Source organism: Hwangdonia seohaensis (assembly GCF_031932625.1).
GTDB classification, from domain to species: Bacteria; Bacteroidota; Bacteroidia; order Flavobacteriales; family Flavobacteriaceae; genus Hwangdonia; species Hwangdonia seohaensis.
This window is the reverse complement of sequence record NZ_JAVSCK010000001.1, coordinates 460,816-473,938: the sequence shown is the minus strand read 5'-3', so window position 1 is coordinate 473,938 and position 13,123 is coordinate 460,816. Positions and strand designations below refer to the sequence as shown.

The 13,123-nt window shown below is 36.3% G+C and carries 12 protein-coding genes; 5 read left to right on the top strand and 7 right to left on the bottom strand.

Annotated features, from left to right (window positions below):
• Positions 1 to 38: 38 nt before the first annotated feature.
• Together pckA and RNZ47_RS02050 are read right to left on the bottom strand one after the other, a co-directional pair.
• The gene (pckA, locus tag RNZ47_RS02055) at positions 39 to 1,655 is read right to left on the bottom strand and encodes a phosphoenolpyruvate carboxykinase (ATP) (RefSeq protein WP_311935611.1); all 1,617 of its coding nucleotides are present in this window, start codon (positions 1,653 to 1,655) and stop codon (positions 39 to 41) included.
• A gap of 60 nt (positions 1,656 to 1,715) precedes the next feature.
• Positions 1,716 to 2,114 (bottom strand): DUF423 domain-containing protein, encoded by a 399-nt coding sequence (locus RNZ47_RS02050; RefSeq protein WP_311935609.1) that lies wholly within the window; start codon positions 2,112 to 2,114, stop codon positions 1,716 to 1,718.
• 180 nt (positions 2,115 to 2,294) lie between these two features.
• On the opposite strand from RNZ47_RS02050, the gene RNZ47_RS02045 reads away from it, so the two are divergent.
• Positions 2,295 to 3,659 carry a saccharopine dehydrogenase family protein gene (locus RNZ47_RS02045; protein WP_311935607.1) on the top strand — a complete coding sequence of 455 codons (1,365 nt, stop codon included), beginning with the start codon at positions 2,295 to 2,297 and terminating at the stop codon, positions 3,657 to 3,659.
• A 13-nt stretch (positions 3,660 to 3,672) separates the two neighbouring features.
• Here the strand turns inward: RNZ47_RS02045 and dinB are convergent, their stop codons facing one another.
• Positions 3,673 to 4,770 (bottom strand): DNA polymerase IV, encoded by a 1,098-nt coding sequence (dinB, locus tag RNZ47_RS02040; protein WP_311935604.1) that lies wholly within the window; start codon positions 4,768 to 4,770, stop codon positions 3,673 to 3,675.
• 75 nt (positions 4,771 to 4,845) lie between these two features.
• Between dinB and RNZ47_RS02035 the strand changes: the two genes are divergently transcribed.
• The 3 genes from RNZ47_RS02035 to RNZ47_RS02025 are packed head-to-tail and all read left to right on the top strand — an operon-like array spanning position 4,846 to position 6,765.
• Complete coding sequence (locus RNZ47_RS02035) at positions 4,846 to 5,316, top strand: CYTH domain-containing protein (RefSeq protein ID WP_311935601.1); 471 nt, start codon at positions 4,846 to 4,848, stop codon at positions 5,314 to 5,316.
• A gap of 19 nt (positions 5,317 to 5,335) precedes the next feature.
• Positions 5,336 to 5,890, top strand: a complete 555-nt coding sequence (locus RNZ47_RS02030; protein WP_311935598.1) for a YciI family protein — start codon at positions 5,336 to 5,338, stop codon at positions 5,888 to 5,890.
• Complete coding sequence (locus RNZ47_RS02025; protein WP_311935595.1) at positions 5,890 to 6,765, top strand: endonuclease/exonuclease/phosphatase family protein; 876 nt, start codon at positions 5,890 to 5,892, stop codon at positions 6,763 to 6,765. The genes RNZ47_RS02030 and RNZ47_RS02025 overlap by 1 nt, the downstream gene beginning before the upstream one ends.
• Positions 6,766 to 6,823: 58 nt before the next feature.
• Here the strand turns inward: RNZ47_RS02025 and pbpC are convergent, their stop codons facing one another.
• From pbpC to RNZ47_RS02005, 4 genes are all read right to left on the bottom strand, one after another.
• The gene (gene pbpC, locus RNZ47_RS02020; RefSeq protein WP_311935592.1) at positions 6,824 to 9,175 is read right to left on the bottom strand and encodes a penicillin-binding protein 1C; all 2,352 of its coding nucleotides are present in this window, start codon (positions 9,173 to 9,175) and stop codon (positions 6,824 to 6,826) included.
• 170 nt (positions 9,176 to 9,345) lie between these two features.
• A complete protein-coding gene (locus RNZ47_RS02015; RefSeq protein ID WP_311935590.1) occupies positions 9,346 to 9,705 on the bottom strand; it encodes an endonuclease domain-containing protein in 360 nt (119 codons plus the stop codon).
• A 121-nt stretch (positions 9,706 to 9,826) separates the two neighbouring features.
• Complete coding sequence (locus RNZ47_RS02010) at positions 9,827 to 10,141, bottom strand: antibiotic biosynthesis monooxygenase family protein (protein ID WP_311935588.1); 315 nt, start codon at positions 10,139 to 10,141, stop codon at positions 9,827 to 9,829.
• A gap of 15 nt (positions 10,142 to 10,156) precedes the next feature.
• Positions 10,157 to 10,882, bottom strand: coding sequence for a YqjF family protein (locus RNZ47_RS02005; protein WP_311935586.1), 726 nt, complete (start codon positions 10,880 to 10,882; stop codon positions 10,157 to 10,159).
• 268 nt (positions 10,883 to 11,150) lie between these two features.
• Here RNZ47_RS02005 and RNZ47_RS02000 point away from each other — a divergent pair, with 268 nt between their 5' ends.
• Positions 11,151 to 12,953, top strand: coding sequence for a T9SS type B sorting domain-containing protein (locus RNZ47_RS02000; RefSeq protein ID WP_311935584.1), 1,803 nt, complete (start codon positions 11,151 to 11,153; stop codon positions 12,951 to 12,953).
• The last annotated feature ends 170 nt before the right edge of the window (positions 12,954 to 13,123 follow it).

Sequence of the window (13,123 nt, the reverse complement as noted above, 5' to 3'; positions counted from 1 at the left end):
ATAAATTGCCCTTTTTTATTTTGAATTAGTCTTTGTTTTTAAAACGCATAACGCTGCGGTCCGCCACGTCTAATTTCTTCATTACAATGTGCTTCAAACTTTTTAAAGTTTTCCCTAAACGCATTGGTTAATTTGAATGCTGTTGTGTAATAGGCCTTATCGTCGTTCCAAGTGGCACGCGGACTTAAAACTTCCGTTGGAACACCGGGACACGATCTTGGTTGTGCTACGCCAAAAACCGAATGAATGTGGTAATCGTCGTAATTATACAATCCTAAATCGCCATTTAATACCGCAGTAATCATGGCGCGTGTGTATTTTAGTTTCATTCTTGTACCAACACCGTAAGGGCCACCGGTCCAACCCGTATTAACCAGCCAAACGTTTACTCCAGATTCCTTCATCTTTTTGCTTAACATTTCGGCATATTTTGCTGGATGCAGCGGCATAAAAGGGGCGCCAAAACAGGCTGAAAAAGAGGGCTGCGGCTCAACAACGCCGGCCTCGGTTCCTGCCACTTTTGCGGTATAACCCGAAATAAAATGATAGGCGGCCTGACTGGGTGTTAACTTGGAAATTGGAGGCATTACCCCAAAAGCATCGGCCGTTAAAAAGAAGATGTTTTTTGGGTTTTTACCAATAGAAGGTTGTTTTATGTTTTCAATATGATAAATGGGATAACTCACCCTTGTATTTTGGGTGATTGAAATATCTCCAAAATCGACATCACCATTTTTACCTAAAATCACATTTTCAAGAATGGCGCCTTTTTTAATGGCATCATAAATCTCTGGCTCTTGCTCCCTCGACAAATTAATCACTTTCGCATAACAGCCACCTTCAAAATTAAACACGGTGTTTTCGTTGGTCCAACCATGTTCGTCATCGCCAATTAAACTTCTGTTGGGGTCTGTGGACAATGTGGTTTTTCCCGTTCCAGATAAACCAAAGAAAATAGCAGTATCCCCTCCTTCGCCAACATTGGCACTGCAATGCATGGGCAAGGTATTTTTAAATACGGGCAGAATAAAGTTTAAGGCCGAAAAAATACCTTTTTTAATTTCGCCGGTATAACCAGTTCCGCCAATTAAGGCTATTTTTTTGGTGAAATTTAAAATGGCAAAGTTGTGTTGGCGTGTGCCGTCTTCTTCGGGAACGGCCATAAAACCCGGAGCGTTTACTACTGTCCATTCTGGATTAAAATCTTTTAATTCTTCGTCCGTTGGGCGCAAAAACATATTGTATGCAAACTGGTTGCTCCAAGCATATTCGTTGATAACTCGAATATTTAATTTATAGTTTTCGTCCGCGCAAGCGTAACTATCCCTTACAAAAACTTCTTTGTTGGATAAATAATCTACAACCTTATTATATAAGGCATCAAACTTATCGGTTTCAAATGGAATATTTATATCGCCCCACCAAACACGATCTTTGGTAACATCGTCCTTTACAATAAATCGATCTTTAGGTGAACGTCCTGTAAACTCGCCGGTATTAACCGCCAAAGCACCAGACGAAGCCTCTTTACCTTGGCCTTTCTCAATAGCAATATTATGAAGTTGTTCGGGCGAAAGTTGATAATTTACTTTGGCATTTTTTATACCGTAAGATTCTAACGAAATCGTTTTCGTAAATTGGTTATTATTTCCCATTTTTTGTTATAAAATTATTTATCTGGCAAAAATAAACATTATTTTAACCTCGCAAATTATTTAATTATCATTTTTTGACTTTAATTTTAAGAAATCTTTAAATAAAAAGCCCCAAGCTAAGATTAAAAGTAATCCGCCAATTGGGGTTATTAGCGCCACCGTTCTAAAATCGAAGGCTGTTAATAGGTTAGTTGCCAAACCATAGATAGATCCAGAAAAGAATATTACGCCTACCAATACGAAGTAAAAAACCAGTCGTTTTGTGTTTTGGGCAATTAACGAAGTGCTTCCAACAAATAGCAATAATATGGCATGATACATTTGATAACGAACACCTGTTTCAAAGGTTTGTAAAGATTCCTCCGAGATTAATGCTTTTAATCCGTGAGCGGCAAAAGCTCCTAAAATAACACTGGTTAAACCTAAAAGTGATGCTGTAATTAAAATTTTCCTGTTCATATTTATATAAATTATTCGTAAAAAATCCTTTTTATATTTACTAAATTCGCAAAATTAATCTGCTTAAAAACGGACTTAATAATAAAATGATTTTCAAGATAAAATCTTGAAAGCACATAAAAACTGTTATTCTCGCAAATGCGGGAATCTAAAAAACAAAATTACTCAACAAATCCCACTATGCGAAAAATTTTAGTTATTGGTTCTGGAAAATCAACATCATACCTTATAAAATATTTATTAGACAAGTCGACTTCTGAAAATTTACACATAACTATTGGCGACATCAATTTAGATAATACCAAAAAGCTCATTGGGAATCATGAAAATGCCACAGCAATTACATTAGATATTTTTAACGAAAACTCTCGCGTTGAAGCTGTTAAAAATGCTGATATCGTGGTGTCCATGCTGCCTGCACGATTTCATATTGAAGTTGCGAAAGACTGTGTTACCTACAAAAAACATATGGTAACGGCATCTTATACAAGTCCGGAAATGCATGCTTTAGATGACGAGGCAAAAGCAAATGGGGTTGTTATAATGAAAGAAATTGGGGTCGATCCCGGGATAGATCACATGAGTGCGATGCAGGTTTTAGATCGCATTAGAGATAAAGGCGGCAAAATTATTTTGTTTGAATCGTTTACGGGCGGACTTGTAGCACCGGAAAGCGACAACAATCTATGGAACTATAAATTTACTTGGAACCCAAGAAATGTGGTGGTTGCCGGACAAGGTGGCGCTGCCAAGTTTTTACAAGAAGGCACGTATAAATATATACCGTACAACCTGTTGTTTAGGCGCACCGAGTTTTTAGATGTTGATGGTTTTGGACGTTTTGAAGCCTATGCAAATCGCGATTCTTTAAAGTACCAAAGCGTTTACGGGTTGGATAATATTAAAACCTTATACCGAGGCACGATACGTCGTGTTGGCTTTAGCAGGGCGTGGAATATTTTTGTAGCCTTAGGAATGACTGATGATAGCTATACCATTGAGGATAGCGAAAACATGAGTTACCGCGATTTTGTAAATGCCTTTTTGCCGTACAGCCCTTCAGATTCTGTAGAGTTAAAATTAAGGCATGCCCTTAAAATCGATCAAGACGATATTGTTTGGGATAAATTGGTTGAACTCGATATTTTTAATGCTGAAAAGAGGGTAGAACTTAAAAAAGCAACACCGGCCCAAATTCTTCAAAAAATATTAATGGATAGTTGGACGCTTGAAGAAAACGATAAAGACATGATTGTGATGTACCATAAATTTGGGTACGAGCAAAACGGTAAAAAGCATCAAATAGATGCTACTATGGTTGCGCTTGGAGACGATCAAACCTATACCGCTATGGCAAAAACCGTGGGTTTACCGGTTGCCATGGCAACTTTGGCTATTTTAAACGGTAAAATTAAAACCCCAGGTGTGCAGATACCAATCACTAAAGAAGTTTACGAGCCTATTTTAAAAGAATTAAAGGATTTTGGGATTCAATTTAACGAAAAAGAAGTGCCTTATTTGGGTTACAATCCTTTAAATAATTAGTGTTTTGTAGCAGCTAAAACTCAAATTTTAACTGTACGCTTACACTTTGGCGTTCTGGTTTTTTCTTGGTTTCGGTATTTAAATTCGATAAAGAAATACCCAATAATCTAACCGAGTTTTTTAGTTTTTCTTGATACAATAAATCTTTTGTGGTTTCTAAAATTAAACCACTATCACTAATAAAATAAGGCAAGGTTTTGCTTCGGGTCTGCAAAGTGAAATCGCTGTATTTTATCTTTAAGGTTATTGTTTTGCCAGCAACTTTACCTTTGTTTAAACGCCGCGACACTTCATCTGCAATATGATGTAACTTTTCGAGCATAAAAATTTCGGATGATAAGTTTTCGCTAAACGTACGTTCGGCAGCCAAACTTTTTCTAATCCTGTCGGGCTTTACTTTACTGTTGTGGATGCCTCGTACAATATAGAAATAGGATTTTCCGGACTTGCCAAAATTTGCTTCTAAATATTCGGCAGATTTCGATTTTAGGTCTTTGCCCGTAAAAATGCCTTTTTGGTACATTTTTTCAGCGGTTACTTTCCCAATACCATAAAATTTGCGAATGTCCAATTGCTCTAAAAAATCTAAAACTTCCTCAGGATTTACGGTTTTTTGTCCGTTGGGCTTATTGTAATCGCTTGCTATTTTAGCTATAAATTTATTGATGGAAATCCCCGCCGATGCCGTTATACCAACCTCGTTAAAAATACGCGCTCTAATTTCTTCAGCGATTAACGACGCACTCGGGTTTCCCTTTTTGTTTTCGGTAACATCTAAATAAGCCTCATCTAGCGAAAGCGGTTCAACCAAATCGGTATAATTATAAAAAATGGCTCTTATCTTTTTAGAAATTTCAGAATAGCGTTCAAAACGAGGTCTCACAAAAATTAAATCGGGACACAGTTTAGCGGCTAAATTTCCAGCCATCGCACTTTTTACACCAAATTTTCTAGCTTCGTAACTCGCCGCACTTACCACACCACGCTTACCACCACCGCCAACAGCAAGGGGTTTACCCTTTAAATCGGGGTTATCCATTTGTTCAACAGAGGCATAAAACGCATCCATATCCACATGAATAATTTTTCGAATTGGTAAATCGATAGACATGCTGTAAATTTAGGCATTAAATGCCTTTTAATTATATTTACTCTTGCGGTTATTAAATTTAGATTAGGACAAATAATGATAGAAATAGAACGCAAATTTTTAGTAACCTCAAATGCTTTTAAAGACCAAGCCTTTAAGAGTACGCGCATTGTTCAAGGGTTTTTAAATCGAGATCCCGAGCGCACCGTTAGGGTTCGATTAAAAGGGAATAAAGGTATTTTAACCGTAAAAGGCCAATCGTCAAACAATGGTTTGTCGCGGTTGGAATGGGAAAAAGACATTGAAAAACAAGAAGCCGAATCGCTTTTAAAACTTTGCGAAAAAGGCATTATTAAAAAAATTCGACATGAAATTGAAGTAGGAAACCATATTTTTGAAGTGGATGAATTTTTTGGAGACAACCAAGGTTTGGTCATCGCCGAAATAGAGTTACAACACGAAAACGAAACCTTTGAAAAACCAATTTGGTTAGGTAAAGAAGTTACTGGGCATATAAAATATTATAATTCGCAATTAAGCAAACAACCTTATATTAGCTGGAAATAGCTAATAAAAATTTAAGATTATGAAAAAAACAATAACTTTTATTCTGTTTATTTTTGTTATTATTTCTTGTAAAGATGAAGCAAAAACACCCGTTAAAGAAGTTGACGAAAGAGCTGTTGAAATTGTAGAGCAACCCATAGATTCAATAATAGAAGTTGAAGTTTTAGATGAAATTCCTGTTAAAAAAACCACAAGGCAGATTAAACAAGAATTAACCGCCAAAGGCTATAAAACTTTTGACTATGTTGACGAAAAAACACAAGACACCATTTTAATGCAGCAATATTTTATGGCTTTTTTAAAACGTGGACCAATTCGTGGTCAAAATGAAGAGGAAGCTGCAGATTTACAAAAAGAACATTTAGCACATTTAAGTAAAATGTACGAGTTGGGCTATGCCGATATTTCTGGACCTTTTGGAGACGATGGCGACATTCGTGGTATTACCATTTACAATGTGCCCACGCTAAAGATGGCAGATAGTTTGGCCAAATCGGACCCGATGGTACAAGCTGGGCGATTGGAAATTGAAATACATCCTTGGTGGGCTGCAAAGGGCTTTCCGTTACGATAATGCTAAAAATAATTCGAGTCCTATATCTGTTTTTAAACATTGTAATTATTGGTGCGTTATTGGCTATTCACTTTGTTTTTAAAGAACATAGTTACCAAAGTTCGTTGCTGTATTACACGTTTCCCCTACCGGTTATTATTCTTGCCGTTTTATTGCTTTCCATTTTTTTAAATAGAAAATTTAAGAAGTTAAACCTTATTTTAGCGGGATTATTATTGTTGATTTGGTTGGGAAGGAGCTTTAAAATTAGTTTTCCTGAAACCATTAATGAGACCGATTTAGAGGTTGTTTTTTGGAATGCGGCTAGAGAAAATAATTTTCAAGCGGCCTTAAATAAAAATGGTGATATACCAGATGTTTTGGTTTTAGTAGAAACTGGAGAATATAGCATTGAGGAGTTTCAGCAAAAGTACCCTAATTATTATTTTTTTACATCTGATAGAGAGATGTTTATTTTCTCGAAAACCCCTTTGGAAATTAAAAGTGAAAACACTTCAAAATTTAAAACAACGGTGATAGAATTTAAAACTGCTGGAATTAATTTTTATGCCGTTGATGTTACTGGAAGCCCTGATGTTCCTAGAGAGTGGGAACTAAGACATGTAAATGAATTTGTTAAGAGAACACATAACACCATCGTTTTGGGAGATTTTAATGCGCCTTATGAATCTAAATATTTAAAGCAGATTAAGAAAAATTTTAATCAAGCATTTAATGAAAAAGGGAATGGTTTTAGAGAAACATGGTTTTGGAACATCCCGTTACTTTCTTTAGATCATATTTGGGTTTCAAAAGATTTAAAGGTTTTAAAAACAAAGAAGTTTTACTCCAAAGTATCAGATCATTGTATGCTTAAAACTTACGTTAGAAAGTGAAAATGTTTGTGTTTTTCTGCAAGGTTTTTCCAACCTTGTAGGTGTAAATGTTCTACTATTATTCCGAAATCTCAATCCAACGTTTGGCTTCATTTCCAAATTCATCAACCACGGTAATGATATGTTTTCCTGTTTTGGGTTTCATGGCAAACTCGTGGATGTCTTTGGTGCTTCCTAAAAAACGACTGTTCAAATACCAAAATAATATAGATTCGGGTTTAGAATGCGCCATTTTTAAAACGAGGTCGTTGGTGTTGCCATCAAAATCTTTTGGTAAAAAAATACTGTTGCTTTCTTTCGGATAAATAAACTGCATAGACATGGTATTATCACCCAAACAATCACTTCTAAATTTGGGCAACGGGTTGTAAAACGGATTTTTGGTTTTGTAGTAATAGGCCATTAAAGGCGGTAAAACAAACCAAGATTTATGGGCGATATTATCAATGGTTTCACAGGATGAATTGACTTGAAAGCTTTCATTTTTATCCAAATGAATTAAAACATGATAGGGGCAAGGTTGCGTTTTTAAACCACTTATTTGAATAAATTGCGTTGCTGTATTTTTGCAATTTTGAGAGGCGCGATGGCCGCTTTCTTTACAAATTTCAACAGCTTGCATTTCATCAAAAGGTTCAGCAAACCAATCGCTATTTGGCAACACATCAAACACATCAAATAAAATAGGGGCAGCGGTTTCTACGCCAACTAAACCGGGGCGTCCTTCGCCATCGGCATTGCCTACCCAGACCCCAACCACATAATTTTTGGTCGTACCAATGGCCCAGGCATCGCGAAAACCAAAACTGGTTCCGGTTTTCCAAGCGATTTGTTTCGAGCCGTCAAAAAAAGCCCAACTCTCATCGCTTTCGGGTCGGTTTACTTCTTTTAAACTGTTGTAAGTTAAATAAATTGAAGCGGCATCAAATAAGGTTTTATCGGTTGTTTTCTTTCCAAAACCAACAACCTCGGAAGCTATAAAAGTAGGTTCGCAAAATTCATTTGAATAATATTCGCTGGATGTTTCAGAAAAATGATTTAAGGTTGACGACAAGGCCGCATAACTTTTACACAAATCCCACAAATTACTTTCGGCACCGCCAAGAATTAAAGACAACCCGTAATGATTGGCATTATATTTTAAATCTTTTAATTTAAATTCTTTTAAATAATGATGGAATCTATCCAAACCAAACTCCTGCAACATTCTAACCGAAGGTACATTCAAAGACCGCGATAACGCACGACTTGCTGGCACAACGCCATCATAAGATTTATTGTAATTTTCGGGGTTATAACTTCCAAATTGGGTGGGCACATCTGCCACCAAAGTGTGGGGTAAAATATCGCCAGCGTCCAACATAGCGGTGTACAAAAAGGGCTTTAAAATACTGCCCGTGCTTCGGGGTTTATCAATAATATCAACATGATTTTGATGTGTTTTATCTGTTGGTGTATTGCCCACGTAAGCTAAAACCTGTCTGGTATTTACATCTAAAACCAAAACAGCGGCGTTGTAAATTTCGTTCTGGCTTAGTTTGTTGTAATGATTTTTCACAATTTCATTTACTTGCTTTTGAAGTTGTACATTTATAGTCGTCTGGATGTGTTTCCCATAAAAAGACTTTACCGTCTTTTGTAACAAATGTGGTGCCGTTTGTGGTAGCGGATAAGGTTTTTGTGGCAAGCCTTCTACAATTGATAAATTATAAGTAAGCGAATCTATTATGTTTTTATCCAAAAGTTTTTTTAAAAGCCGATTGCGTTTTTTTAGTAATCGCTCCTGATTTTTCCCCGGATAAATTAAACTTGGTGCGTTGGGTAAAACCGCTAAAGTGGCGTTTTCTGCCCACGACAAATGGTTGGCATTCCTATTAAAATAACGCCAAGATGCAGCATCGAGCCCCACAACATTGCCGCCAAAAGGTGCATGACTTGCATAATAAGACAAGATCTTGTTTTTAGAATCTCGAAACTCCAATCTGGTGGCCAGAATAATTTCTTTAAATTTTTCAAAATAGGTGCGCTCTGTGCCTTTTCTTGACAATCGAATGACTTGTTGCGTAATGGTACTTCCGCCACGGGTTACTTTGCCCGATTTTATATTATCGCGCAGCGCTTTAAAGATTGAAATGGGATTAAATCCGGGATGCTTATAAAAATATTCGTCTTCAAACTGAATGATGCAGGTTTTAAATTTTTCTGGAATGGAATCACTTTCCGGAAAGCGCCATTGCCCGTCTTTAGCGATTTGTGCCCCTAACAATTCATTGTTGGAGCTTGTAATTACGGTTGAAGTGGGATCTTTAAAAAGTTGGTTTGGTAAACAAAAATAATAGACAACCAAAAGTACAGCAATGATTACTGATTTAATTTTATGGCGTTTTATGTAGTTTGTTAATCGTGTCACTTAAAAATATATACTCTAAGCTATTGTGTTTAGATGTGTTTTAAGATAATTTTAACCCTTCTGCCTTCCGATTATTATCGGAAGCCACCTTCACTTATTAAGGGAAGGAGTTTTGTGTATTGTTTAAATTTTAAATTTAGTTGAATTATAATGTTATGACGAGGTGGTTATTAATTTTTAAAACAACTACTAATTTCCTCTAGCACATCTGTAATATTCTCAAAAATTAATTTGTTTTCAAATCTAATTACTTTAAAACCCAATTTTTCTAAATTCTGTGTTCTTTCGTAATCATAATTTTGTTGGGCAAAATCTAGATGGTACGCACCATCTAACTCAATAATCAGCTTTTCAGATGCGCAATAAAAATCGACAATATAATTTAAAATACTATGTTGTCTTCTAAATTTTCTTCCTTCAAGTTGCTTTCCTTTAAGATATCTCCATAATGATGCTTCAGCAGAAGTTAAGTTTTTTCGCGATTCTTTACGGCGTTCTTCTAAGTATTTATGATTGTGAATTTTGTTCATATTTTTTTTACCCTTCCGACTTTCAATTCTAAATTTAGTTCTAATTATTAATATGTTTTCTATTTTAATCTCTCCTCATTTCAAAGGAGGAGTGGATTCAGATTTCTTAAAAATCTGAAGACTAGGTGGCTTTAAAGTCATACTCGCGTTCTACTTTGCAAATTTTAACGTTATACCAACTGTACCAATCTTGGCGTCCTTTTAGTTGGGCTTGTAAATGGTCACTTTGTTGTTTCCAGTTTTTTATAGCTTCCAAAGTGTCCCAATAACTCACGGTAATCCCAACGGTATTTCGTGCGCTATCCATTCCTAAAAAACCGTTTTGTTGTTTGGCCAGGGTTTCCATTTTTTCTGACATTTCAGAATAGCCGTCCAAGTTTTTATTTTGTGTTGAAGTGAAAATTACGGCGTAATAGGGTTTAAATTCTGTTTTCATTTTTTTTCTAACTTTTTAATGTATTGGCAATTTTTTCTTATTCCAAGTCAACACTTGAACCCCTTTTGAATAATGAATTCTATCGGGTTTGTTATTAATAAGATGATTAAATCTCGGGTAGTCAATTTTTAGGTTTTCTAATATTATATTTTGCATGGGCCATTCCACATGGTGCACATCGTATTCAATAATATGCTTTTTATATTCTTGAAAAACAGCGTAGCGTTCGGTAAGCCATACATCGGTTTTGTCCTTTTTAACAGGACCACCTTCTAATCGGTATTTAAGGTAAAAAGCATCATTAAATACGGCGTTTTTCGAAATAAAATCACCTTCATTTCTTTTCATTTTTGAATAGCGATACGGGAATTTTGACAATGTTTTTAAAACCTTACAAGACGATCGTTTACTGCCTTCCATACTTAAAAAATAAACGCTCGGTTTATTATTGCAAACCACGTAAACACGAATGTTTATTTCATAAAAATCAGAAATATGAGGCACTTTCGGAAAACTTTTTACGCCAATATTATTCATGTTAAAAGCGACAAGACTTACCAATGTTTTACCGTTAATGGTATCCAATTGAATGTTTTTTGGAAGCAAGGGTTTTATCAATGTTTCCTCAACTTCCCAATGTAAAAAAACAGCTTTGTTCCATTCTTGGTAGAATTTCCATGGGCGCTTGGGGTATTCAAACGGTCGGTGCAGTTTCTGATTTAATATGTCAGTCGATTTCATCTAATTAAAATTTAAACCCTTTTTTTACGAATATAGTTCGCTTTATTCATTTTTTAGGATTTTATACGTCGAGGTTTGTTTCGTTTTTTATTCATTTCCGAATTTAGTTATTGCCTTTTTGGAATATTAATACCTCGTGGGCTTGCACCAAGGTAGTTTATTGTTATTTTTAGCATCTTAATAATTAAATATAAAAATTATCAATAGGAAAACCCAAATACTCTTTTTAGCTTTTTTTACCCTAGCGGTTTTAAAGTTACAAGCCCAATTGGGGTTTTGTAGCGGAAATTCCGGCGATCCTATTTTTACCGAAACTTTTGGCACCGGAACAACAAGTTCGCCATTACCCGCAGGAACAACATCGTATACTTTTGCAGGAGGATCGCCCAGTGATGGATTTTATACCGTATCGAGCAACACTAATTTTTTTGACTGGCATGATATTGACGACCATACGCCAAACGATACAGACGGAAGAATGCTTGTTGTTAATGCAGATTTTACCGCTGGCGAATTTTACAGAACCACGATAACCGGATTATGCGAAAACACCACTTACGAGTTCTCCTCGTGGATGATTAATTTATTGCCCAGTACCACGCAATGTGCCAATGGTGGCATTCCCATTAACGTGAAATTTGAAATTTGGGACAATACGGACACCAATCTTTTAGCAAGCGGGGATACAGGAAATATAAACGGAACATCGAGCCCCAATTGGGTGCAATACGCTTTGGTGTTTCAAACCTTGCCAGCCCAAACATCGGTTATTTTAAAGATGCTGAACAATGGTGTTGGCGGTTGCGGAAACGATTTGGCTATTGATGATATTGTGTTTAAATCCTGTGGCGATGCCGTGTTGATTGAGGACACAGCAAATAACATGAATACCTATGTGTGCGAAGACCAATTACCATATTCCACGCAATTAACGGCTGTTCCTGATTTTACTATTTTTTCCACTCATTTTTATCAATGGCAAGAAAGTACAGATGGAATAAACTGGACTGATATTGCCGGAGAAAACAACCAAAGTTACACCACATCACCTATAAATAACACCACCTTTTATAGAGTTAAAATTGCCGAAGATGCTATTAATTTAACTAACGATTCGTGTAATTCTACTTCCGAAATATTTGAAATTCAAGTTATTCCGCTTCCCAGTGCACCAATTAGTAATGGCGATTTAATGATTTGTGAAAATGACGACACGCCACTCTCGGTAACCGTTCCAACTGGTGTATTGGTTAATTGGTATGATGCTTCCGTTGGAGGAAACCTGCTTCAATCCAATAACAGAAATTTTAATCCTAATGGCTCGGGAATTTATTATGCCGAAGCCGAAACCGTTAACGGCAATTGTATTTCATCATCAAGAACCGCTGTACAAATCAACTATTATCCAATTCCGCAAGTACAAGACGAAACTGTCGAGTTTTGCGAGAACACGAGCGTCGATTTACACGCCAATGCCAGTAATGCCACAGCATATTTGTGGAGCACAGGCGATGCTACCGAAACCATAACCGTTGCTGCTCCCGGAACATATACGGTACAAGTAACCAACATTAACTGCTCGGTTACAAAAACCATAACCGTTACACAAATAAACAATCCGGTAATAGAAAATGTGACATCAGATGGCAACGATATTGTTGTCACTGCCACCTCAAACACCGGAAATCTGTTGTTTTCATTAAACGGAAACATCTTTCAACCCAACAACACTTTTTTCAACGTTGAGGGCGGTTTATATACCGTTTATGTAAAAGACCGCGATTGCTCATTCATCGCTTCGCAAACCTATTTGCATTTTTATATCCCCAAGTTTTTTACGCCAAATAACGATGGCGAGAACGACGCGTTTAACTTAAAAGGCATCGAATATTACGCAAGTTCGCAAGTCTACGTTTTTGATAGATACGGAAAACTTTTAAAAAGTTCCAGAAACACTGCGTTTTCATGGAACGGCACGTTTAACAACCAACAATTGCCAACCGACGATTATTGGTATGTTGTTGTAATCGACGGGCAAAAATTTACGGGACACGTTACTTTAAAGCGCTAAATTATTTTGGGCGTTACCACAACCCTTCGACTGCGCTCAGGGCAAGTGGTCGGGCTTTCCGCTATATCTTTTTTTACGTCATAGCGAGGAAGAACGACGTAGCTATTTTTTAAATTTTAGCTCTAAATAAAATGTATTTTCCTTCTTTCAAAAAAAAGGATGAGTTTATC